The following is a 19,580-nucleotide window of genomic DNA, read 5'->3' on the forward strand; positions in this document are numbered from 1 at the left end:
ATTCAGCTGTATAAAATTGCAGCTGAATGCCTTTTTCTATTCATCTTTGCTTATAAATTGTTCATAGCCTTTATCATAAAAGATAACCGTAAATGTTGATCCTTTGCCAAGTGCAGAAGCCACTTTTACTTTACCACCGTGCTGTTTAATCAATGAGGAAACAATGGCCAATCCTAACCCAGATTCGCCTGTGCCCATCCTCGCTCTTGATGGATCAGCCTTGAAAAAGCGTTCAAAGATAAACTTAGTTTGGTCTTTACTCATGCCGATACCATCATCCTTGACAGATATTTCACTAGCATGTTCCAATCTTTTACCAGAAATTTGAATGTGACCATCATGCGTAAATTGAATGGCATTTTGAACCAAGTTGACCATCACCTGCGTAAATCGATCACGATCTGCATAAATTGGCAATTTTTCTGGACCAGCAACACTAATTTCGTCTTTAGCCTTTTGAGCATTTTGTTTTAACTGTGACTTTAAGTCATGCAGAATTGGCATTGCATCAAAATCTGTTTTAATCAACATGATCTGATTATTACGGATTTTTTCATAATCCAAATTTTCATTAACTAACCTAATTAAACGTTTAGTCTCACGTTGCATTAAATCAATAGACTTAGGCTTAGATTCTTCCGGAATGGCGTCATACTGCAAGCCCTCCAGAATGCCATTAATAGTTGTCAAAGGTGTTCGCATTTCATGAGCTGCATCAGCCATAAATTGATCACGCCGCTTTTCTTGTGCCCTAACTTCTTCATTTGATTGCTTAAGTGCCTTAACCATTTTATTAAAGTTTTCAGCCAGCTGATCAATTTCATCACTGTCTTTATGAGCGATCTGTACATTGAAGTTTCCTGAGGCAACTTTTTGCGTTGCCCGAGACAACCGTTTGATTCGTTTAGTTGAATAATATGAAATGATAAAGCTAAGAATAAGTCCAACTGCTACAGTGATTAACAAAGCCCGCAATAAATTGCGCTTAGCCATATATATTGGTCGCTCAACATGTTTTACCCTAGAACTAATCCACGCTATACCAACCAAATTTTTTCCATTCATCCAGGGGACTAAGACACCAGTATATGCGTCCTTAGTTGAACCAATTGGGGAATTTTCAGTATGGTTATTCTGGATGCGAATCTCTTGTCCATTTTGCAAAGTAGAAAAAATCTTATCAGACAATTGAACTTTGGCATTGACCCGAGGATAAATTTGCGTATTTTTATCATCAAAAATACGTAGATGAACGTCATCTCCACGCAATACAAATTCTAATTGATTCAAGAAATTATCATTTAGTAAAGCTGTGCCGTTTTTGCCATCCGTTTCAGCTAATTCTCCCAACGAATTAGCATAACTTTCCATTCGTTGATAATTTTGCATGTAAGCCTGATTACGGGCATATCCGATTTCTGAATAACCAATAATGGAAATCGTGGTTACGATAATCAAAAGAAAGCCCAGCATGTTCTGATAAATTAATTTCATTATTTGACCTGCGAATCGTCAAACTTATAGCCGACACCCCAGACTGTTTGAATAACTTTGGCGCCAACTTTTTCTAATTTTTGCCGCAATTTTTTAATATGAGCATCAACGGTTCGTTCTTCACCATAATACTCATATCCCCATACTAACTCTAATAGCTGATCACGTGAAAATACTTGCTTAGGCTTTTGAGCCATCGTATACAGTAAATCAAATTCCTTAGGTGTTAAATCAACTACCGGTTGATCATCAAACAAAACTTCTCGTCTATCCTTAGAAATTTTTAGATGAGGTGTTTGAATTTCATATTCCTGATTAGTATTTTCTTGCGTTTGAACATCTTCTTCCATCATCACACGACGATGAAGGGCCTTAATTCGTGCAATCAGGGCAATTGGACTAAATGGCTTAGTCACATATTCATCAGCACCAATTCCTAATCCCAGAACTTGATCTGATTCACTGCCCCTAGCAGTAAGCATGATAATTGGAACAGTAGGAGAAATAGCCCTTACTTCCTTAGCAACCTGAATCCCATCTTTTTTTGGCAAATTCAGATCTAATGTAATCAAATCATACTTATCTGCATTTTCTTTAAACATATCGACGGCTTCGACACCGTCGACAGCGATATCTTGCTGCCAACCTTCTTTTTTGAAAAACATTCCCATCATTTCAGCGACAGAACTGTCATCTTCAACCATTAAGATTCTCAAACTCATTATCGATCCCTAAATCCTTTTGTTCTTTGACGTTTTACTTGATCGGGATCGACATAGTCATGTGGCAATTCATGTCTTTTACTTAAAAAAGATTTGAGACTTTTTTCAGTAAAGACAATTGGCAATAAGATAAATAAATAAAAAGTTAATAGCCAAATGAGAAAATAGCGATCCCAATTCAAATAGTGAATAACTAACCCTATTACGACTTGAATCAAGCCGAATAAAATACAATATAAACTTGCCCTTCTTTGAGCAAACTTAAAACTATCCTTGTTAACTTGCGCTAGATAAGATAAATAGCCATAAATCCGATTAGGCTTCTTGGCTGGTGAAATCAACCAAATAATTCCAATCACTGCCATTATTGAACCACAAGCGACATAGATCACAATTTCTCACTCCTAAATCTGATAAAATAAACGGTTATTCCTCACCAGGTGCAGACATAACTATTCTCATTTTACCAGTGAAAGTGAATTTCTTCATCTCATTTGGAATAATTAAATTAGTTCCTAATTTCAAATCATATGTTTTGCCATCAGCTTCAAGTTTTCCTTCGCCTTTAATGACTGAAACTAAAAGATATGGATGATCCTTTAACCCTGTTTTCCAAGTACCATCAAGGTCAATTTGCCATAAGTAGAAGTGTGGTGAAATTGGTGATTCTACCAAAGTCTTAATTTCTGCATCTTGATCCTTGCTGGTCTTAATATCAAGCTTAGGATCAACATGAGGTACAGTAGTTACATCAATTGATTTTTGCGTATGAAGTTCACGCTTTTTACCGGTCTTCTTGTCTACTCGATCATAATCGTAAAGACGGTAAGTAACATCACTTGATTGTTGAGTTTCAATTACCAAGCAACCCTTAGTCAAAGCATGGATTGTACCTGCTGGAACGTAGAAAAAGTCGCCAGCCTTAACTGGAACTTTTCTGAGCAACTTGTCCCATTCACCCTTATGGATCATATCAGCTAATTCTTCACGAGTCTTAGCATAATGACCATAAATAATGTAGGCACCTGGGTCTGCTTGCATGACGTACCAGCTTTCAGTCTTGCCGGAATCATTTTCTACTTTTCTAGCATAATCATCATCTGGGTGTACTTGCACTGATAAATTATCATTGGCATCCAAGAACTTAACCAAAAGTGGAAATTCCTTAGCCTTAGGATTACCAAATAATTCTGGATGTTTTAAATAAACATCTCTTAAAGACATGCCCTTAAGTGGACCTTCAGTTACTACTGAAGCATCATCCTTATAGCCAGAAATAATCCAAGCCTCACCGACTTCTCCTTCTGGAATATCATAGTGAAAAATATCATCTAATTTGCGTCCGCCCCAAATCTTTGGTCTAAAATACGGGGTTAAAAATAATGGTTCCATTTAAATCACCTCACATAAAGTATATACTTTGAGGCTATAAAAATGAAACCCTTTTCTTAATTATATATCTACCTTTTTGTTTACATGTAAACCTATTTGCTATACTTACGGATTCCTTCTACCAATCGCTTCATTCCGTCTTTTACCATTGCTAATGGGCAGGCTAAATTTATCCGAATGAAATCTTGTCCGTTACCGCGATAAACAATACCTGCTGAAACAATTAGACCTGTCTCTTTTCTCAAAAAAGCAGCAAAATCTGCAGAATTATCAGTCACTTTCTGTACATTAATCCACATCAAATAAGTAGCATCCCCAGAGACAACTTTTACCTCAGGAACATTTTCTTGAATGAACTGACTGACATAATCAAAATTCTCATTTAACTGTTGCTTTAACTTCTTCAGCCAATCATGCCCCTCTTCATAAGCAGCATGAAGTACAGCCACATTAAAAGTCTTGCTTGGTGAAACCAAAGAAATCACATTGCTTTTAGCTTCAATTGAAAATGCTGGTGTATAGCCCTGTCCTTTTCTGACTAAGTCACCATGAATCTCATCCGAAAGCAAAGCCACATGGTGTTTTTGACATAATTGTGCAATTTTTTGAACTTCTGCTTTAGTCCAAACCTTACCAATAGGATTGTGAGGATTACAGAAAATCATTAACGTAGTGAGTGGATCAGCTAATTTTTCTTCTAAATCTGTCCAATCAATGCTGTAATGTTCACCATCAAACACTAAATTACTTGATAAAACATGGCGCCCATTATTCAAAATAGAGTTGTAAAAAATATTGTAAACAGGTTCTTGAACTAGAACATTATCGCCAATGTGCGAAACACGCCGCACAATCGATGAAATCGCGGGCACAACTCCCGTGGTAAAGATCATCCAATTGGTTTGCGGACGATATCCATGTTCTATTTCATACCAATCCGCTACCGCATTAAAATAATCAGCTTGTGGCCACTCATAACCAAAGGCACCTAATGAAACTTTTTCTTTCATTGCCTTAATGATTTCCGGTGCTGTTTTAAAATCCATGTCGGCAATCCACATCGGTAATTCACCTGGCTTAACATCCCACTTTACTGAATCCGTATGACTACGATCAGGTGCATTTTTAAAATCATATTCCATTATTATCACTAATCCTTTGGTTTTTGATTATTATCTGAATGCTTTACCTTTGAAATTATCTTTGGACAATTGATTTTCGTTTTTTCAGGATCAATCTTATTTGAATCCATAATTAAAATTCCAATTTCTGGCGCTACAATTTTACCTGACACGGGATTTTTAACACTATCAATTTTACTAGTCACTTCTACATCCATATCTGAAACATATTCAAAAGCTAAATCAGTATGAATAAGTGAACTATTTTTAATTTCAAGATGATCAATATGATTTAATCCTTGATCACTTTCGATTTTACAATTAATGAATTTAATATTCTCAGTATTCCAAGCTAGATACTCACCATCAATTGTTGAATCATAGATAGTCACATTTTTACAATTCCAAAAAGCATCTTTAGAGACAAAAGTTGAATTGTGAACCTCAATATTTTCAGCACCATCAAAAACATAATTACCAACTATACTCACGTGATCTAGATATATATTCTTGCTATCCTTGCCAAAATAGTCGCCATTAATTTGTGAATTAGTAATTCTAATATCATTACAAGTCCACATCGTTTCTTCTGCATTGGCAAAATGAACATTGTCCAATCTAATATGACTTGCTCTTCTAAATAGTTTAGGCGCTTGTAAAGCACTATTCTTAATAGAAATGTTTTTAGTATACCAAATTCCACTCCTAGACATTATTTCAAAGGTAGTATTTTCTACTTCTACATGATCGTCATACCATAATGGATACTTCCATGTAAAAATTGAATCTTTTAATCTGACATTATTTACCTCCTTTAAAGGAGATTCACCATGACCAAAGGTAATGCATCATTAATGCCATAAAGTATTCTTTCCCCTTCAAAGTATTTATTTTTGTATTTAATCATTCGCTCACCTATTATCTGTAAAAACAGTTTTCTTTAGGTTCCATTATAAATAGCAGCTTTTATAATGTTTAATACTTATTTTTAGGGCAAAGCTATAACTAATTATTATTAATAAATAAAAATAAAAGTCTTGCTAGGAATCATATCCTAGCAAGACTTTTACTATTGTATGGAGATGAGGGGGTTTAGAAATTAGCCCCCGTCCGTGCTTTAATATCAAGGCTTTTGGAGCTTCACTGAAAAATATGAAGTCGCATATGAAGTTTTTTGCCTATGATTCCATGTAATTAGCAAAGTCTACAGCCGTTTCTTTGGCTTTCTTTTTAGTTACATGGGTATAAATATTCATGGTCGTTGTGATGTCGGAATGTCCTAGACGTTCCTTAACATCTTTCATAGAAACACCCGCATCAAACAACAAAGAAGCGTGCGTATGTCTAAAGCCGTGAACTTTAATATGTCGTAGTCCAAACTTCTTACAAATAGCATTGTCCCACCGTTGAGGTTTAGATAGGACGGTATAGTTACCCTCGCTATTGGCAAAAACTAAATTATCATTGCTAAGAAAATTCAAGCCTAGTTTCAGCATTTCCTTTTGTTGTTTGGTTCGCCACTCTTTCAAATAGTGCATCGTTTCAGCATCCATATCTAGGGTTCTAACACTGTTACTAGTCTTACATGGGGAAAGGTACAGGCGGTTATTTTCGCCACTTGCTAAGGACTTGTTGATGTCTATGGTATTGTTTTTAAAATCAATATCCGACCATTTGAGGGCTAGACACTCGCCCTTGCGCATTCCTGAATAGGCTAACAGTCTAAAGAACATGAAGTATCTGAAATTATATTGTTTTGCGTCCCTTAAGAACGTATTGAGTTCATCTTTAGAATAAAAGTTATCAAATTTCTTGTTGTCTCTTTCAATTTTAGGCAAGATAACTTTCTTCATGGGATTTTTCTTCATTAATTCCATAGTGATACCGTAATTAATCAACTTAGAAGCATAGAATACAAATCGCTTAAAAGTTTTTGGTGCTACATCCGCCCACGTATTTACCGCATTTTGACATTGAGAAACAGTTAACTTGTTTAAATAGATGTTCCCTAGTTGTTTAAGAATATGATTCTCAAATATCTTTTCAGTTGAAACAAACGTACTTTCTTGCACCGTTTTCTTATACAGTTTGACCCACATCTTATATAGATCATTTAGGCGCAGCTTGCGCTTAGTAACTGGGACATACTCACCCTTGACTACCTTTAGCTTGTAATTTAGGTAGCATTCTAGGGCTTGCTTTTCAGTTTTAAAGCCTTGCTTCTTAATCTGAATTGTTCTTCCTGTAGTTTCATCCTTACCCACATAAATCAAAAACTTGTATCGTTTTTCACCACTGGGCGTGGTGTATTCTTTAATATCATTGTTCATGTTTGTTTACCTCGATTAGTGAATGTGTGCAGGTAGACTAATCTTAAATACTTAACATGAATTGAATATGTGAGATCTGTATTTTACCAACGCTGTGGGATGCAAGATAATCAACTAACAACTAATCAGAACGAACTAGGCTTTAGAATTGCGATGTCAGCATTAAGAATTGTGGCTTCTTAACTTTAATACTCGTTTAGTTTCTGGTTTTAATGTTTTCCAGAAAATAGCATTAATAATTAATTCTTTAATATCGCTATCGCTGTATTTATCCTTAGTAGTTAACAGTCGATTAACTGATTTATCATTAAAAATAAAATTGAAGTTAGTTTTCCAAAAATCTAAGTCAGTATCTTTCGGGATACTGATTTTATTTTGCTCACAATATTTTTCAATTTCTTCTTTAGCAGATAACACAGGATTAGTGAACGGTGGTTCTACTTCATAATCTTTGGTATATGGTTCTTTGTAAGCATCATCTAGTTGTTGATAGATATATTCCTTTGAATAACCATAGCCCTTTAAATAGTCCACTGAAACATTAAAAAAGTCGGCTAGAGCTTGCCACGTTGGTTCATTGGGCTGTCTATCCCCTCTTTCGTATTTAGCTAAAGCATCAGGAGTTAACGTTAAAAGATCATTGCTTTTTAAAAGTTCTGTAGTTTTCTTAAGTGATAATTTTTTATTTTCCCTTATTTCTCTTATTCTATTCATTTTAATATTCACCTCTTTAGCATATAATAGCATTTTTTATTTAAAAATAATACATTTTCGTATTGATTATACAAAAATGTATTGTATAATTTACTCATAAATACAAAATTGTATTGATGAAAGGAAGTACAAAAATGAGTAAAGAATATTTAACTTTTAAAGAAGCGATGTCATACATGGGATTCACCACGTACGACAGTTTAAGAAAAGTTATTAAGCTAGGATTACCTATAATTAAGTTCGGTAACTCTAAACGCATTAGCAAAAATGCCATTGATGAATTTATGCAGGCACACACAACAGCTGTGCATCCCAAAAAGGAGGTGGCTAACCATGACTAATTACAGTGCAGACGGTTCAAACGTGGTTAATCGTTGGTATAAGGACGGTTACCTCTATTGTGCATTTGTAGACGGTACGATTATGGAATATGGACGAAATAAGATTCCTGAAAGATATATAGAGGTTATGAGAAATGAACTAGCCCAAACCGTCTACGACTTGCAAGGTGGTAAATATGATTTTGACGACTTTGAACCCGAGGAGGCTTAAACCGTGAACGATGAAATTAAATTGCATCAAGCTTTATATGAAATGAACAGAATTGCAGAACAATTATTTGTTAGCTATGGATTATTGTCTAAGTTAATTGAAGATGTGCCAGAAGATGACCCGTCCGACCCTATGAGTACTAAAAAGCTGCTGCAGCATTTAACCAATGAACTTGCAGATTATTCAACCGACTTAACAGACAATGCTAAATCAATTAAGGAGCAATAATTATGGAATTTGATAAACGTGATAAAAAAATGACCCAAGACATCGAAACTTTAAAGACGTTAATTGAAGGTGCAGAAAATGGAAGCATTGAAATTATAGATGGTGTAACCTATCCTACATCCTATATATGGCGAGAAATTGCAAAAATTGCGTTAGATTTAGCAAACCAGCAGGAATGGTTTGAAAGTTATGAAGATCAAGCTGAATTTATTGAAAAGGAGCGTTAACAATGGAGTTCAAACTAGACGAAAACCAAGAAACAGAAATTAAAACATATGTGCTTAACGTTGTGAGGGACGCAATCAAGCAAGCCACCACATCAAGCAAGCCTTACTTAAACCGCAAAGAAATCGCTAAATATTTTGGCGTTGCTGATTCAACTATTACATATTGGGCTTCTTTGGGGATGCCAGTGGCAAACATTGACGGTCGCAAGCTTTATGGAAAAGCAAGCATAACTAATTGGCTTAAAGATCATGAGATGCCGTCCCAAAAGCAAAATAAAAAGCCCGTAACTATGGGCGTAGTTAAGGACTAAACAATATTAATTGTGCAGGTAGATTAATCTTAGATGTTTAACATCATGAAATACAGAAAGGATCACAAGTGAATGATAAAAAAGAAAGAAGCTAAAAATATGCTAAATCTTGGTAAGAAACTAGAAAAACAAGGCAAAGATTTGCAAAATCATGAGCAAAGAAAAATGATACATTTACCAACTGAAGCCGTTGAAAACATCAGAAAAGCACAAGAAAGAGATAGAAAAAAATACGACAAAATATATTCTTTTTTTAAATTAAACTCTAACGGTAATATTATAAAAGATAGTATTAAAAATGTCGTAATTATTTTGGAAAATGATCCAATATTCAAGGGCGCATTTCAATATAATAAGTTTTCTGAAGAAAATGAAATTACTAAGGACATACCAGAACTTCATATTAAAAAAGGTGCTTTTGTTGATAGTTATGACGATGAAATAGCTAATTATATTGAAAATAAAGCTGTTTATGATAATACCATTTTTAATAAAGCTAGAATTGAAAGTGCTATAAACATAGTTTCTCAACGCCACGCTTTTAATCCTATGGTTGATTATATGGAGAATGCTTTTAAAAAATATGATGGTCAACGTCGATTAGACGATTTTTTTCCTAAATTTCTAGGCGTTAAAAAATCAGAAGTAAGTATTTTAATAACTCGATTATGGTTCATGGGCGGTGTGGCTAAAGTTTATAAGCCACTAACTAAAATAGATCAAGCATTAGATTTAGTTGGTAGTCAAGGTATTGGTAAAACCACATTGTTACAGAATCTAGCACCAATGGGACTATATACTGACCAATTTAATTCGGTTACTGATAAGGATGACTTAGGCAATTTAATTGGAATGTTTATTGTTAACGATGATGAAATGGCAGCTACAAGTAAAAGCTCATTTGAAGAAATAAAACGTTTTTTAACTGATAACAATTTTAAATATCGTCCGCCCTATGCCAAACATCCAAAGCAATTCGTTAAAAAATTTATCTTTGCTAGAACTACCAATAACAGAACCTATTTAAAAGACAAAACAGGTACAAGGCGCTTTTTACCATTAATGACACATAAAAGCCTACAAGAATTAAACCCCGTTACTGATTTAACACTTGATTACGTCCAACAGCTATGGGGCGAAACTGTATGGCTTTATAAGCAAGCTAAAGATCCCTTTTTACTTTCACCCAAGCAAACAGAGTTACTAGAAAACCACCGCAAAAAGTTTGAATATGTAGACAGTGCAGAAGATGAATTAGCTGACGTTCTATATAATGACTTTCACAATGCTGATTTTATTCCTACTCATGAATTAATGTTTAAGCTTTACCAATATAAAGATACTAAAATTCGTAATTTAATGGAGAATGTCTTTAACTATGAAAGTGGTAAGCGTGGATATTACAATGGTAAACAAGTAAGAGGCTTCAAAAAGAGACATTAAAAGACACCATAAGACACCAATTTTATTAAAGGTGTCTTGTTTATAAACGTTGATATATCAATATTTTTAACACTTTATAAGACACTAAGACACCTTATTTATATAAAAAGTATATAAAATAGTAGTGTGTAACACCGTGGAACATATATAGCACATACGGGAGAAAGTTTGAAAAGTGGTGTCTTGTTGTCTCACGCGGTCTAATCCCTTGAAGCTGTAAGATTAAGCCCCGTCTTATAAGGTGTCTCATGGTGTCTCATTTTTAACAATGTATTTGAATTAAACAACTCGCCAAACAGTAAACCACCCCTACGCCAATAGCGGTGGTTAGCAGAATAGAAAGAAGGTCAATTATGATTAAACAAACAGCACGTAATTTAAAAGTTGAAACCATTAGCGCCAAAACTAAAGAAGAACTAACTAATCAAGTTAACTACTTTTTAGAAAATAACCCTGAATTAGTTATCCAAGAAATCAAATACAATACTTGTGCAAGCCCGTGCGGTTCTGGTGAGGATATGGACGTCTACGTTGAGTATTCGGCATTCATTATTTACCTTATGTCCTAATTCGGGCGCTTTTAGTTGACCATAAAGCAAGCCCTCAAACGGTGGTGTGCTTGCATTTAGGTAAAGTTTAATAAATGTCGAAATCGGCACTAATCAAGGTGTATTCCACATTCAAGGGATGCACCTATTTTGTTATCATAACGTTAAGCGAACTCAATTACTAAATTAAATTGACTAAAATAAATACTACAAACTACTACATTATTATTTTGAACAAGAGCGGATTTACTCAATAATGAAACGTTATTCAGTTTCTAAATGCACCTGACGCATTTAGAAAACCCTTAGAAAACCCAAGGTTAAACCTGTCATTGTGGTCTGTGGTTAGCTAACTTTTGCTAACTTTTGCTAACTTTTTGTAGTAATAAATATTGCGTTTTATCAATCTAACAAAATCGAACATTTAGGGGCTTTTTACTGTGATGTATTGTTAAGATCTTGGCTTTTTACTACCTGACAAAACCTGACCAATCCTAACTTAATGTGTCATGCTTAAACCGTAAAAAAACGTAATTTCATGGGCTTTTAGTGAAACATTATGAAACAATCAGGTGCAGAAAAGTTCAGTTTTCGGGGCTTTTTTCAGATTAAATAAAACCATTGTATCCCTTGTGGTATATGGCTTTTAACCTTGTCTATTAAATTTCAAGCCTGAACCGTTTTTGCACTATTAAGTATAGTCATACTAAGCCGCTAATAAAGCCTCTCAAAACCTCTTAAAATCAATCTGACAGCATACTAAAAGCACTAGTAAACCTAATTACTGGTGCTTCTTTTTTTACTCAAATTCTAGCAGCGGATAGATCTTATTCTTAATCTGTTCTTGCTTAAATATTTCAGCAAACTTTTTTAATGCTTCATTTTTCCTATTCGTTCCCCAAAATCCACTGTGTTTATACGTACTTACTATGTCTTTTATAGTTACATGGTTAATACAATGTTCTACAATAATCGTTCTATAGGGCTGCTGTGGCGTATCTTCAAGTTGATTGATGGCAAACCATGTTACAGCTAGAACATTACAGTAATAGCCAATACGGCTTTTATCGTCTAAATTAATATCGGTGGGTATCTGGCTACCAGACAACAAATATAATTTAGGATAATCATTTTTAAAGAAATCTCTTACACCTTTATTGTGCTTAATCATAATTAATATTCATCCTTGCCTTGATTCAATACCTTTTAGTTATATTTTACCTAAAAATAAAACCAACGCCCTGAAAACGTTGGTCAACATAAACAATGATATATGTCTATTATAGCTAAATATCTAAGATTAGCCTATCTGCACATCAAAATAATTCTGCAGACTTCACGAAAATATGAAGTCTAATATGAAGTCTTTTTTGGGCTTCACATTTAATTTCTAATGAATTGTAAAAACAAAAATGCTTTAATACCAACGTTTCTAGCACATTGAAATTAAAGCATCTTTCTATCTATGGAGATGAGGGGTTTTATAATATGCTTTTCATAGCATTTCACAGCATTTCAAAAGCTAGTGTCTTAGCGATTACCATTTCTTGATTTTCCTAGCTTTTGCGTTTTATTCGGTCAAAAACTCGGTCAAAAATAAAAGCCGCTCTAAATGAGTGGCTTTTTTTCATCATAAATTTTAGCAAGTAAGTTTACGCGGCTTGCTTTGGCATCATCTAACTTGTTCGGCTCTGAACTATAATGCTTCAAAGTCGGATATGGAATACCAGTCGTTTTTGATAGTTCTTTGAGACTGGTACCACGGTTCGATATGAGTATCCTAGCTTTTTCAAGATCTCTCATGATTAAACCTTCTTACTTTTCGTAACTATAACTGCCAAAGCTATGTGCTATGTCGTCAGTCTTGCCGTTCTCAAATTCATCACGAAGATCATCTTCTGTTTCTTCAAGATCATCATCGTATACTACGCTTTGATCTTCATAGTTAAAACACCAAGCACCATCTTCATTTTTTACGAGTTCGCCGGCAACTTCGTAGTCATCACCGTTTACAATTCTAACTTCATAATTTTCTTCATCTTTTACGAATTCAAGTTTCATCATTTTAATTACCCCCTAGAATTTTTTGTTAAGTCTGTGGTCAATATACCAAGCAGATGATTTTTCACTAGCAATTTTGTTGGTCCAGCGAATCTTAAGATAATTAAACATAACCTTTTCAGATTCATCAAACCATTTTTGATATGCACTGTCGGTTTCTTCATTTTCAACGCCAAAACCGTATTTATCAGTAATCTCGTTATAGTGAGCGCTTAAGTCCCATACCTTTTGGCCGCCCGCTTTGAGGTAGTCTTGCTTTACTTGTTCGTAGCATTTTTCGGCTTCTTCCTTGCTAGAAAAGTCAGCGAATAAGTAGCCTTCGGTGTCATCTTGTACTTTGTCTTCAAACGCCTGCTTGTCAGCAAGATCAGCACCCATGACAGGAGTTATAATGCTACCGAATCTACTTTGATCCATGTCAGCAAATAAACTGGTACTCATCTTCCGCTGCAAGTCTTTTAATTCTTTAGAATCATCATCTAACTTTTCTTTCAATTCAAGATACTTTTCAACTAACTTTTCATCTTGGGCAAGTTGATCAATGTATTCTTGTCTGATGTCATTAGCCCATTTAACTTGTTTTTCGCTACCTAATAATTCTGGAAGTTTCATTTTGAATGCCTCGTTTTCTATGCTTTATTTCCTTACAACACTATAATATCACATTTTGGTATCATGTAAAGAACTTTAGTATAATTTATTATACTTTTTTGAATAAGAAAAGAGCTACCCAGGAACAATCCCAGGTAGCTCTTGTACTCTTAAGTTAAATAAAACATAGAATTTTAACTCTATAGTTACAATTTACATTCCCCGTGGGGTAAATAAAATTGCTAAGATCAGTATAACACAAAAAGCCACCCTAGAGGGATGTTCCCTCTAGAGTGGCTTCTTTTTATAGATTTAGATTTGAAGGGGTTGATTTTTCGCCTCCTTTTATTTGATTTTTCCTAATGGCTTATTATATTTATCCTTTGCAACAATATAGCCATAACCTTTAGAACGTAGTTGTCTTAGCCACAGGCGCTTAGGACCTTGTAGAGTTGCATCATACTTTACTACAGAACCTTTAGGTAGTTTTGCGATAGCGGGTGAGCTGATATGAGGCTCTTTATGAATTTCTAGAGCTTGACCTAATACAAAAGTACCTGATTTCTTTTTCCAGGTAGATTTCTTTTTAGGCTTAGCTTCTGCTTTACTACTGCCTTTTGCTAATTTCTTCCAGCCTTCCTTAGTGGTATTAACCACATTACGATCCATGTTGTCGCCGGTAAATTGCCAAACAGTGTAGGTAGGCCATGGGCTTGTTTTAACATTCATATTAGGCAACTTCCAACTCTTCCAATCCATAGAAGGATAAGAAGCAACCCATAAGCCACAATCCTTAGCACAGTTGGCAACTTGGCTGATTGATGAAGCTTGAACATAAATCAAGCACCACACACCAGATAATTTATGAAATTCATCAACAAATCGACGAACATAATTAGTATTACCCCAACTAGCATTCTGGTTGCTTTCCCAGTCTACAGCAGGAACGGCTTCACCTACATAGTTCTTCGTATTTTTGTAAAAATATTTCGCTTCCGCTTCAGGATTGCCACCACCACAATAGTGATAAAAGCCTAACATTTTCCCAGCTCTTTTAGCCGCTTGATAGTCCGTATCGCAACGAGGATTAACATAACCTGTGCCCTGTGTTGCTTTCACCATAATGATATCTACACCACTTTGAGTAGCATATGAGCGTGGAGAATCGCTATATACATCAACCATTTTTAACATCATTATCACTCTTTTCTTCATCATCCGCTAATTTCATAGCAGTTACAGCTTTTTCGATTGCACCTGAAATAGCAGCATCGCTAGGAATAGGGAGTTTTGCATCTGCTAACGATGATTTAATCTTAGTTGCAACTTCCTTCTTTTTAGCAGTTCCTTTTTCACTTGAATCTTTAAGATCATAAGAGAATACACTTGCCAGCTTACCTAGAATGTCTAAAGAAAACGCTAATGCGTCTCCTTCACTTTTCTTTTTATCGATAACGGTTTTATGCTTCTTATACCAAAAAACAGCGTAAGAAAAAACGATGGCAATAACCACCGCCGCTATATCCATAACAATATTATCCATTTTTCTTTGCTTCCTTTAATTTCAATTTTAAATGTGAGATTTCATCTTTCAAATCACGGTTTTCATCTCGCACACGATCTACTTCATCCTCTGCACTCATCCAACGATGAAAATAGTCGTCAGTATCGCGCTTTTTATTCTCATCTTTGTGCTTAATATAAGCCTGATAAGCTCCAACAACGATAGATAGGATAGAACCTAATGCACCGGAAGTAATAATTAAAACTAAGTCTTTCTCAATAATAATTACCTTCCTTCTGCTATTTTACGATCTCTATCCTTGATCCTTTTTTCAATTCTGCGGTTAATTAAACTGTTAGATCTAATAACTCCAAACGTTAACAGTAAATAGCCAAACATCGCAAAAGAGAAGGCTATCAAGTGATTGTTATGAGTTACTATTCCGTTTGCAAACTCGAGAAAACTTTCGCCACCCACAAAAGCACATTGCGATAGTAGCCAGATTAAATTAGCTTGACTAGGAATAGCTTTTTGTAAAGCTACATAAATTAGCCCTAATCCAGTAAATAACGCCCAAGTACCAATACAGTCACTATTGATAAAAACAGCCATGTCCGGCGGCCAGAAGTAATAGTTATCATCAATGATAAGCATGATGCCTATTGCTGCAGTTACTAGACCTAGAATAATATGTGCTGGATGATGTTCCGTTCTACTTAGCAGTTCCTTCAGATACTTCATATTTATCACCCGTGATACGTTCATACTCACTAGCTGGTAAAGTACCTTGTGCTACATCGTTTGCTAAATCATGTTTGTCAATCCAGCCCCAGTTATACATTTTTTCAGCTTGCGTATAGCAAGGATTGAGGTTAAAAGGTTTAAAAGTAAAGTTTAACTTTAGCATTATTCAGCGTCTCCTTTCTTGGTAGTTTCTTCTGTTTCATCGGTCTTAGTAGGTTCCTTAGGCACTTCTTCAGACTCATCCGGTGCAGTAGGTGCGGTAGCATTAGAATTTGTCTTGCCATTTACAGCGGCGGCAAGTTCTTTCAAAGCATCCATTACTTGAGAGCCGAAACTGTTAAATTGTTGTCCTAATTCCGCAAGGTTTTTATTAACTGATACGCTTGATTCTCTCAAAGCGGCGATTTCAGTGTTTGAATCTTGACCTTGCCCCTTTAAAGCTTTGATTTCTGCATAAACGTCTTCATATTGATCCTTGCTTGCTGTATCACTAGAGCGCCATTTCTTAGCTGTCCAGTCGTAAACCGGATTAGTTACTCCTGTTGGTGGAGTGTCTACATAAGGATATGTGCCAATTTTATCTTTATTGATAAGTACACGCTTACAATTAGTTGTTGCATCACTTAACCAAGCGTAGCTATAGTCACTAAGCAATTCCTTAATCATTTCTGCTTCTTCAGCGTTTAACTTTAAAGTTACTTCTTCTTGTGTTGGTGTTGGATTCATTACATTTGGGTCAGTCATTTGTTAACTTCCTTTCAAAATAAAAAAGCGCTATGTGCGCTTTGAAAATAATTCATTATATAAAGTTATTAAGTTTGATTTAGAGCGGTATGATAGCAATTTATCGTAAGTACCTAGCCATGACTTAAAAGAGTTTTGCACATCTAATAGTTCTAAACTACCGCGATCTACTAAATTGCGATATTTCTTAAGTTTACGCCGCTCTCTAGTAATAGTTTTAGGATTAATCCTTTTTACTAGATGCCCACTGTCTGTTAATCGATAGCGCAATTTTAACCACGTGAACGTATGATTAATCTTCATTATCTTAGTCTTTTTGTGATTAATAAAGATGCCTAAATCATTAGCTATTTCAGTAATCTTATTCAAGATTTCATGTAGAAATTGCTTATCTTTACTAATAATATAGCTATCGTCCATATAACGACCGTACCAACGAATCGAACGCGCTATTTTACAGTAATTATCGATAGGTGTTGGGAAGAAAATACTGCAAATTTGAGAAACCTGGTCACCAATTGCAAGGCTTTTGGCCATGTATTTTTGACCAGTTAGATATTTACTATCTAGCTTTGCCTGCTTTCCCCCATCAAAGCGTATCTCTAAGCAATGTTTATACATTTCATTATTTAAGTATGATACATCAACTTTAAAATTTTCTAGTACACGATCTAATAACCACAAATATTCCGAATTATGCACATATTTAGAAACAGCTGCTTTAAGTTTGTCGTGACGAATATTGTCGTAATACTTACTGAAGTCAATAAGTAAGATATAGCCTTCATTAGTACCATATTTTCTATAATATTCATGCACATGCTGTTCAAATCTACGCCTAGTAAAGGATATTCCTTTACCTTCTAGGGATGCACCATTATCATAGATCAAATATTTACGCAATTTTGGGATCAAAACATTATCGCAAAAACTACGCCTTATTATTCGATCGCTAAAAGGATTGCTTCTAATATTGCGTGCTTTTCCTCTTTCATAAACAGTGAAATGTGATCCTTGTTTAGCTTTATATGTATGATTTTGTAATTCTTCGCTAGTTTCAACTAGTTTAGATAAATAATTCATTTCATACATTTGTATTTGTGGTTTCCAATCACTACCACTTTTACTCTTCAAATAAGCTCTATATAAATTGTTTAAATCACTTACTTTTTCCATAAAAATAAGATGGCTAATAGCGACAACAATCGTAACTGGTCGCGTCCACCTTGCTATTTACTACCTTTCATAAAAAGTAGAAGGACAGTTCCTCCTTCTTCCTTATCTTGTTCTGATAATAATCATTTTAGTATAAGGGGAATCCCGAACGCCATTCCAAGTGTTAGAAGCACCGTTCCAGTTAGCATCGCCATTGTTGCTCGCATTCGCAAACTCGGAAGCAGAGAAATGGGTTCATAGAAACTACCCTATTGTTTATAATTAAACCTTTTTCTTAAGTCTAATATCAGACTTTCGCCAAGATTTAATTAAAATTATTTCTTTGTCAATCATTTTAATTGAAGTCTTATATTTATTAATATTTAGCCCTGGCATAATATCTACAATCGACTGCAACTCTTGTTTTAAGACATCACAATTAGCTATTGCTTTATCTTGATAAAGTCTCCGCTGCTCATATTCTAAAAGGTTAGTTACAAACAAGTCGTTAGCTCTATGAATGTCTCCTACAATATCTGCACACAAGTTAATAATTCTTTCAAATTTAAGGTCTAAAAATTGAGCTTCTCCTAAATTTGTACATCTGGTAACGCCAAAATCCAGCATCAAATATTTAACTAATTCCTTTTGTAGACATTGCATATTATGAAAGACTTCAAAACGTGATCTTTTTCTTTTACTTTTAGGTACTGACATAGGTCCTCTTTCTAATAAAAACTAGGGTGGATGACTTTTACATAATAAATACATTTTTATTCCTCCCCACTCGCATCACACCCCTAAAGGGGTGTTAGATTGCTCGATTAACCGATAAGGAAGTAAGCCCGAACGCCATACCAAGTGAGAGAAGCACCGCCCCAGTAAGCATCGCCAACGGTGCCCGCAGACGCAAACCCGGAAGCAGAGTGGATATCACGGAGCCAAAATGCTGCATCTCTGTGATTATTACTTTCTTCTGGATTGAGGCGAAATAGTGGTAATTGCATGGTGTCATCGCCTACGTTATACCAAGCATTATTCTTATTGTTTCCATTCAAAGTAGTGCCATATACCATGGGTTCGTCAGGAATCCCTACTTTTGCATCACGCCACTCACCTTGGTCTGGTGCCCCATCAGCATCAACATGAGTAGACACCACCTGTCTAAAATTAAGTAAGTGTGAACCAAAATCAGCTTCTAGCTTACGTTGAATAGATGGCATATAAGTCTTGTATAACTTAGTATTAGCAAAACCACCTGCGGTAGTATCTGTGTCGTTCATAAAGCGAGTATCTTTACCGTTGGGTCTCAAAACTGTGCCATCGTCTAATTTAGAAAGACGATCAGGCATTAAAAGTAAGTGATTACCGAGTGAAATATTATCCCCGTGTCCACGTTTGTAATTGATACCAGCAATAACATAATTGGATCCATTGATGGAGAAATAGTCACCAATAAACATATCTCTAAAAGTACCATTTTGAATGTTAGCAATATGTGTAGAATTTAAAGCCCCTAGATTCCAACCTCTAAAAACGTTGTTGTGGGTTGATTCACCGTCTGGCACCATACCATAAAAAGCATCCCTCAAGCGCGTTTTGCCTTCTGAGTTGTCATTAAAAATCATCATAAATTCATCATTGGCATTAGGTCTTGAATTTTCGCCAAAATCTTGGATTCTTACATCTGTCATTATTT

General features: G+C 35.1%; 26 protein-coding genes and 1 pseudogene. 7 read left to right on the plus strand and 20 right to left on the minus strand.

Translation table 11 applies throughout. The annotated features are described in order from the left end of the window. Positions 1 to 36: 36 nt before the first annotated feature. The 8 genes and pseudogenes from B5E95_RS00080 to B5E95_RS00115 all read right to left on the minus strand — a co-directional run bounded on the left by B5E95_RS00080 (position 37) and on the right by B5E95_RS00115 (position 7,773). Complete coding sequence (locus tag B5E95_RS00080) at positions 37 to 1,494, minus strand: sensor histidine kinase (protein WP_087175738.1); 1,458 nt, start codon at positions 1,492 to 1,494, stop codon at positions 37 to 39. Beyond that, positions 1,494 to 2,216 carry a response regulator transcription factor gene (locus B5E95_RS00085; protein ID WP_025005110.1) on the minus strand — a complete coding sequence of 241 codons (723 nt, stop codon included), beginning with the start codon at positions 2,214 to 2,216 and terminating at the stop codon, positions 1,494 to 1,496. The genes B5E95_RS00080 and B5E95_RS00085 overlap by 1 nt, the downstream gene beginning before the upstream one ends. Continuing rightward, a complete protein-coding gene (locus B5E95_RS00090) occupies positions 2,216 to 2,608 on the minus strand; it encodes an SdpI family protein (protein ID WP_087235344.1) in 393 nt (130 codons plus the stop codon). Before B5E95_RS00090 ends, B5E95_RS00085 begins: the two co-directional genes overlap by 1 nt. Positions 2,609 to 2,642: 34 nt before the next feature. After that, positions 2,643 to 3,608: a mannose-6-phosphate isomerase, class I gene (gene manA, locus B5E95_RS00095; protein ID WP_087235345.1), complete on the minus strand. Its 966-nt coding sequence runs from the start codon at positions 3,606 to 3,608 to the stop codon at positions 2,643 to 2,645. 92 nt (positions 3,609 to 3,700) lie between these two features. Then, positions 3,701 to 4,750 carry a MalY/PatB family protein gene (locus tag B5E95_RS00100; protein ID WP_087235346.1) on the minus strand — a complete coding sequence of 350 codons (1,050 nt, stop codon included), beginning with the start codon at positions 4,748 to 4,750 and terminating at the stop codon, positions 3,701 to 3,703. An 8-nt stretch (positions 4,751 to 4,758) separates the two neighbouring features. Further along, positions 4,759 to 5,636 (minus strand): annotated as a pseudogene (locus B5E95_RS00105) (DUF3737 family protein). Between the two features lie 271 nt (positions 5,637 to 5,907). Beyond that, a complete protein-coding gene (locus B5E95_RS00110; RefSeq protein WP_087235347.1) occupies positions 5,908 to 7,059 on the minus strand; it encodes a site-specific integrase in 1,152 nt (383 codons plus the stop codon). Positions 7,060 to 7,221: 162 nt separating this feature from the next. Beyond that, positions 7,222 to 7,773, minus strand: a complete 552-nt coding sequence (locus B5E95_RS00115) for a helix-turn-helix domain-containing protein (protein WP_087235348.1) — start codon at positions 7,771 to 7,773, stop codon at positions 7,222 to 7,224. A gap of 134 nt (positions 7,774 to 7,907) precedes the next feature. Between B5E95_RS00115 and B5E95_RS00120 the strand changes: the two genes are divergently transcribed. The 7 genes from B5E95_RS00120 to B5E95_RS00150 all read left to right on the plus strand — a co-directional run bounded on the left by B5E95_RS00120 (position 7,908) and on the right by B5E95_RS00150 (position 11,103). Beyond that, entirely contained in the window at positions 7,908 to 8,114 is a 207-nt protein-coding gene (locus tag B5E95_RS00120; protein ID WP_087235349.1) for a MerR family transcriptional regulator, read from the plus strand. Next, positions 8,107 to 8,325 (plus strand): hypothetical protein, encoded by a 219-nt coding sequence (locus B5E95_RS00125; protein ID WP_087235350.1) that lies wholly within the window; start codon positions 8,107 to 8,109, stop codon positions 8,323 to 8,325. The genes B5E95_RS00120 and B5E95_RS00125 overlap by 8 nt, the downstream gene beginning before the upstream one ends. Before the next feature lie 3 nt (positions 8,326 to 8,328). Next, positions 8,329 to 8,553, plus strand: coding sequence for a hypothetical protein (locus B5E95_RS00130; protein WP_087235351.1), 225 nt, complete (start codon positions 8,329 to 8,331; stop codon positions 8,551 to 8,553). A gap of 2 nt (positions 8,554 to 8,555) precedes the next feature. Further along, entirely contained in the window at positions 8,556 to 8,780 is a 225-nt protein-coding gene (locus B5E95_RS00135; RefSeq protein ID WP_087235352.1) for a hypothetical protein, read from the plus strand. Positions 8,781 to 8,782: 2 nt separating this feature from the next. Further along, entirely contained in the window at positions 8,783 to 9,091 is a 309-nt protein-coding gene (locus B5E95_RS00140) for a terminase small subunit (protein ID WP_162606855.1), read from the plus strand. A gap of 72 nt (positions 9,092 to 9,163) precedes the next feature. Further along, positions 9,164 to 10,534, plus strand: coding sequence for a virulence-associated E family protein (locus tag B5E95_RS00145; protein WP_241146299.1), 1,371 nt, complete (start codon positions 9,164 to 9,166; stop codon positions 10,532 to 10,534). A gap of 353 nt (positions 10,535 to 10,887) precedes the next feature. Continuing rightward, positions 10,888 to 11,103, plus strand: a complete 216-nt coding sequence (locus tag B5E95_RS00150; RefSeq protein ID WP_087235353.1) for a hypothetical protein — start codon at positions 10,888 to 10,890, stop codon at positions 11,101 to 11,103. A gap of 778 nt (positions 11,104 to 11,881) precedes the next feature. Here B5E95_RS00150 and B5E95_RS00155 read toward each other — a convergent pair. From B5E95_RS00155 to B5E95_RS00210, 12 genes are all read right to left on the minus strand, one after another. Next, on the minus strand, positions 11,882 to 12,253 hold the full coding sequence (locus B5E95_RS00155) for a hypothetical protein (RefSeq protein WP_087175729.1): 372 nt from the start codon (positions 12,251 to 12,253) through the stop codon (positions 11,882 to 11,884). A gap of 437 nt (positions 12,254 to 12,690) precedes the next feature. Continuing rightward, positions 12,691 to 12,885 carry a hypothetical protein gene (locus B5E95_RS00160; protein ID WP_087235354.1) on the minus strand — a complete coding sequence of 65 codons (195 nt, stop codon included), beginning with the start codon at positions 12,883 to 12,885 and terminating at the stop codon, positions 12,691 to 12,693. Positions 12,886 to 12,897: 12 nt separating this feature from the next. Beyond that, on the minus strand, positions 12,898 to 13,146 hold the full coding sequence (locus tag B5E95_RS00165; protein ID WP_087235355.1) for a hypothetical protein: 249 nt from the start codon (positions 13,144 to 13,146) through the stop codon (positions 12,898 to 12,900). Between the two features lie 12 nt (positions 13,147 to 13,158). Next, positions 13,159 to 13,755, minus strand: a complete 597-nt coding sequence (locus B5E95_RS00170) for a hypothetical protein (RefSeq protein ID WP_087235356.1) — start codon at positions 13,753 to 13,755, stop codon at positions 13,159 to 13,161. Between the two features lie 324 nt (positions 13,756 to 14,079). Beyond that, positions 14,080 to 14,928, minus strand: a complete 849-nt coding sequence (locus tag B5E95_RS00175) for a GH25 family lysozyme (protein ID WP_087235357.1) — start codon at positions 14,926 to 14,928, stop codon at positions 14,080 to 14,082. Beyond that, positions 14,912 to 15,277 (minus strand): phage holin, encoded by a 366-nt coding sequence (locus tag B5E95_RS00180; protein ID WP_087175726.1) that lies wholly within the window; start codon positions 15,275 to 15,277, stop codon positions 14,912 to 14,914. The genes B5E95_RS00175 and B5E95_RS00180 overlap by 17 nt, the downstream gene beginning before the upstream one ends. 246 nt (positions 15,278 to 15,523) lie before the next feature. Then, positions 15,524 to 15,979, minus strand: a complete 456-nt coding sequence (locus B5E95_RS00185; RefSeq protein ID WP_087175725.1) for a hypothetical protein — start codon at positions 15,977 to 15,979, stop codon at positions 15,524 to 15,526. Further along, the gene (locus tag B5E95_RS00190; RefSeq protein ID WP_087235358.1) at positions 15,951 to 16,145 is read right to left on the minus strand and encodes an XkdX family protein; all 195 of its coding nucleotides are present in this window, start codon (positions 16,143 to 16,145) and stop codon (positions 15,951 to 15,953) included. Before B5E95_RS00190 ends, B5E95_RS00185 begins: the two co-directional genes overlap by 29 nt. Further along, positions 16,145 to 16,726 (minus strand): hypothetical protein, encoded by a 582-nt coding sequence (locus B5E95_RS00195; protein ID WP_087235359.1) that lies wholly within the window; start codon positions 16,724 to 16,726, stop codon positions 16,145 to 16,147. Before B5E95_RS00195 ends, B5E95_RS00190 begins: the two co-directional genes overlap by 1 nt. A gap of 30 nt (positions 16,727 to 16,756) precedes the next feature. Further along, positions 16,757 to 17,860, minus strand: coding sequence for an RNA-directed DNA polymerase (locus tag B5E95_RS00200; RefSeq protein WP_162606856.1), 1,104 nt, complete (start codon positions 17,858 to 17,860; stop codon positions 16,757 to 16,759). A gap of 303 nt (positions 17,861 to 18,163) precedes the next feature. Then, a complete protein-coding gene (locus tag B5E95_RS00205; protein WP_087235361.1) occupies positions 18,164 to 18,598 on the minus strand; it encodes a hypothetical protein in 435 nt (144 codons plus the stop codon). Positions 18,599 to 18,705: 107 nt separating this feature from the next. Then, on the minus strand, positions 18,706 to 19,575 hold the full coding sequence (locus B5E95_RS00210) for a hypothetical protein (protein WP_087235362.1): 870 nt from the start codon (positions 19,573 to 19,575) through the stop codon (positions 18,706 to 18,708). Between the last annotated feature and the right edge of the window lie 5 nt (positions 19,576 to 19,580).

The sequence above is a fragment of the Lactobacillus gallinarum genome (assembly GCF_002160635.1).
Lineage (GTDB): Bacteria > Bacillota > Bacilli > Lactobacillales > Lactobacillaceae > Lactobacillus > Lactobacillus gallinarum.

Bases quoted from the DNA above. Each gene is read 5' to 3' on its own strand.
- B5E95_RS00080 (WP_087175738.1), bottom strand. From the start codon at position 1,494: ATGAAATTAATTTATCAGAACATGCTGGGCTTTCTTTTGATTATCGTA.
- B5E95_RS00085 (WP_025005110.1), bottom strand. From the start codon at position 2,216: ATGAGTTTGAGAATCTTAATGGTTGAAGATGACAGTTCTGTCGCTGAA.
- manA (WP_087235345.1), bottom strand. From the start codon at position 3,608: ATGGAACCATTATTTTTAACCCCGTATTTTAGACCAAAGATTTGGGGC.
- B5E95_RS00100 (WP_087235346.1), bottom strand. From the start codon at position 4,750: ATGGAATATGATTTTAAAAATGCACCTGATCGTAGTCATACGGATTCA.
- B5E95_RS00110 (WP_087235347.1), bottom strand. From the start codon at position 7,059: ATGAACAATGATATTAAAGAATACACCACGCCCAGTGGTGAAAAACGA.
- B5E95_RS00115 (WP_087235348.1), bottom strand. From the start codon at position 7,773: ATGAATAGAATAAGAGAAATAAGGGAAAATAAAAAATTATCACTTAAG.
- B5E95_RS00120 (WP_087235349.1), top strand. From the start codon at position 7,908: ATGAGTAAAGAATATTTAACTTTTAAAGAAGCGATGTCATACATGGGA.
- B5E95_RS00125 (WP_087235350.1), top strand. From the start codon at position 8,107: ATGACTAATTACAGTGCAGACGGTTCAAACGTGGTTAATCGTTGGTAT.
- B5E95_RS00135 (WP_087235352.1), top strand. From the start codon at position 8,556: ATGGAATTTGATAAACGTGATAAAAAAATGACCCAAGACATCGAAACT.
- B5E95_RS00140 (WP_162606855.1), top strand. From the start codon at position 8,783: ATGGAGTTCAAACTAGACGAAAACCAAGAAACAGAAATTAAAACATAT.
- B5E95_RS00145 (WP_241146299.1), top strand. From the start codon at position 9,164: ATGATAAAAAAGAAAGAAGCTAAAAATATGCTAAATCTTGGTAAGAAA.
- B5E95_RS00150 (WP_087235353.1), top strand. From the start codon at position 10,888: ATGATTAAACAAACAGCACGTAATTTAAAAGTTGAAACCATTAGCGCC.
- B5E95_RS00155 (WP_087175729.1), bottom strand. From the start codon at position 12,253: ATGATTAAGCACAATAAAGGTGTAAGAGATTTCTTTAAAAATGATTAT.
- B5E95_RS00160 (WP_087235354.1), bottom strand. From the start codon at position 12,885: ATGAGAGATCTTGAAAAAGCTAGGATACTCATATCGAACCGTGGTACC.
- B5E95_RS00165 (WP_087235355.1), bottom strand. From the start codon at position 13,146: ATGATGAAACTTGAATTCGTAAAAGATGAAGAAAATTATGAAGTTAGA.
- B5E95_RS00170 (WP_087235356.1), bottom strand. From the start codon at position 13,755: ATGAAACTTCCAGAATTATTAGGTAGCGAAAAACAAGTTAAATGGGCT.
- B5E95_RS00175 (WP_087235357.1), bottom strand. From the start codon at position 14,928: ATGTTAAAAATGGTTGATGTATATAGCGATTCTCCACGCTCATATGCT.
- B5E95_RS00180 (WP_087175726.1), bottom strand. From the start codon at position 15,277: ATGGATAATATTGTTATGGATATAGCGGCGGTGGTTATTGCCATCGTT.
- B5E95_RS00185 (WP_087175725.1), bottom strand. From the start codon at position 15,979: ATGAAGTATCTGAAGGAACTGCTAAGTAGAACGGAACATCATCCAGCA.
- B5E95_RS00190 (WP_087235358.1), bottom strand. From the start codon at position 16,145: ATGCTAAAGTTAAACTTTACTTTTAAACCTTTTAACCTCAATCCTTGC.
- B5E95_RS00195 (WP_087235359.1), bottom strand. From the start codon at position 16,726: ATGACTGACCCAAATGTAATGAATCCAACACCAACACAAGAAGAAGTA.
- B5E95_RS00205 (WP_087235361.1), bottom strand. From the start codon at position 18,598: ATGTCAGTACCTAAAAGTAAAAGAAAAAGATCACGTTTTGAAGTCTTT.
- B5E95_RS00210 (WP_087235362.1), bottom strand. From the start codon at position 19,575: ATGACAGATGTAAGAATCCAAGATTTTGGCGAAAATTCAAGACCTAAT.